Source organism: Psittacicella hinzii (genome assembly GCF_003585935.1).
Classification (GTDB): Bacteria; Pseudomonadota; Gammaproteobacteria; order Enterobacterales; family Psittacicellaceae; genus Psittacicella; species Psittacicella hinzii.
Map to the genome: position 1 here is coordinate 1 of NZ_NRJG01000124.1, position 1966 is coordinate 1966.

The 1966-nt window shown below is 32.2% G+C and carries 2 protein-coding genes; both read left to right on the forward strand.

Annotated features, from left to right (window positions below):
• The first annotated feature begins 286 nt into the window (after positions 1–286).
• Positions 287–1408, forward strand: a complete 1122-nt coding sequence (locus tag CKF58_RS06475; protein WP_119532142.1) for a MucB/RseB C-terminal domain-containing protein — start codon at positions 287–289, stop codon at positions 1406–1408.
• Between the two features lies 1 nt (position 1409).
• The gene (locus CKF58_RS06480) at positions 1410–1949 is read left to right on the forward strand and encodes a SoxR reducing system RseC family protein (RefSeq protein WP_119532144.1); all 540 of its coding nucleotides are present in this window, start codon (positions 1410–1412) and stop codon (positions 1947–1949) included.
• Positions 1950–1966: the final 17 nt, after the last annotated feature.

Here is a 1966-nt window from a genome sequence, read left to right on the forward strand (position 1 = left end):
GTATTAGTATCAAATGTACAATACATTAGTTTACATTTAGTAAAACCAGAACAACCTCAAAGTGGTTTATTACTAAATCAGAATCAAAGTGTTAACCTATCGATCTTTTTAACTAACTACGAGTTACAAAAGCGTCTTTCAGGTAAATAATTAAATTTAAAGGGTGCATATCAAATATGCACCCCTATTTTTGTTTAATTTTCCCACTATCACCTACTAACCTATAGTAGTTTTTGCTATAATATATTAGAAAAACTTTTTGCCTGGATTTGTCGTAATATTATATATGAATAATCACTTCTATCGCTGGGCTATCGGGTTATTCTTATTCGTTGCAACAGCAAGTTCATCATTTGCGAATACTAATTTAATTACGCAAAACTCAAATACTTCATCTACTCCAAGTGTAAAAGATACGCAAATGGCAATTAACGACTTAATGCAAATGTCGACAGCCATTCGTACAAGTAATTATTCATTATATTTTAATGTTTATAACGATACGGGTTTAGATGAGTACAAGTTTACCAATTACTACGTTGATAACAAACGTTATGCGACCTTAACTAATTTAGAAGGTAAACCTTATTCAGTCTATTTAAAAAATGGTTTAGTAGGTAATAGTAAGTATGCCTTAAAAGGTGATACATTTGAGATCCTACCAAACATTTTCAATGCAAATTTTAGTGAATTATCACAAAATTACATTATCCAAAAATCTGGAACGTCACGTGTAGCTAATCGACAAGCACGCGTGTACGATATCACTAATAAATTTGCCAACCTCTATTCATATCAAGTAGCTGTAGATAATGCTACCAATCTACCACTTAAAGTAGTATTAGTGCAACGTGATTTAGTTAATAACTCTTATACTATTTTAAGTTCTTTTACGGTTGTATATCTTGAAACTGGTATTTATCGTAATATACTTGAAACTATTAAAGACGCCAATATTAATACCGGTGTAGTTTACGACAGTAAAGTAGATAAGAATATTAGCAAACAATTTGAAAAAATTGTCCGCTTAAACTTCTTACCAGCAGGTTTTAAATTAGTGGCTAATAACCAATTAAATATGTATGGTGATAGCTTAATCAGTAATAATACTGGATCACCAGGTCAAGCAAAACCTATGCTGGCACAAACCTATTCTGATGGTTTATTTAGTTTTACGATTTACGTAAGTAAAAATCCAGTAACTACCGAAGACCATTATTATTGGGTACGTGGCGATACTACAATGTATGCCGAAGATTATGCTGGACATAAATTAATTATTGTTGGACAATTACCTTTAAGCTTAGCTAAAGGTATTATTAACTCTTTAGGTATTTTTGATGCTAATGGTGTACTTAGCAATAAACAACACCCTAATGGTTATGGTCAACAATTAAATACTAATTAATATGGCACATAATAAAAATTGCCCAGAACAAGTTTACCGCAATGCCATAATTGAAAAATTAGAGGCAAATGCTCAAGGTTACAATGCGCAAGTGCGTATATTAACCAATAAAGAGTTTTGCTCGGCATGTGCACGCGGTGAAGGTTGTGGGGCAGTATTTTTTAATGAGCTTACTCCACTCGGACGCAATAAAAATTTAGTAAGCTTAGACCTAAGTCAAGAGCAAGTTACACAAGATCGTTTAGTTGTTGGAGATATTATTAAACTCCAAACTGCACGACAAAACTTCTGGCTAGCTATTACTATTTTCTATATTGCACCCATGCTTTTAGCTATTATGCTACCTTTAGGTATAGGTAATTATTTGCATGCTAGTGATTTAAGTATGGCTCTTAGTATTTGCCTTTGCTTAATAGTATATTTTGCACTAGCACGTATTTACTTTAAGCATAAACAATTAGATGTTAGTTATGCAGGTTTAGAATTAAATCAACAAACCATTCAAACTGCTAAATACACAGGCTCATATAAATCTATATAATCGAGTAGATCCGGCCT

Bases quoted from the DNA above. Each gene is read 5' to 3' on its own strand.
- CKF58_RS06475 (WP_119532142.1), top strand. From the start codon at position 287: ATGAATAATCACTTCTATCGCTGGGCTATCGGGTTATTCTTATTCGTT.
- CKF58_RS06480 (WP_119532144.1), top strand. From the start codon at position 1,410: ATGGCACATAATAAAAATTGCCCAGAACAAGTTTACCGCAATGCCATA.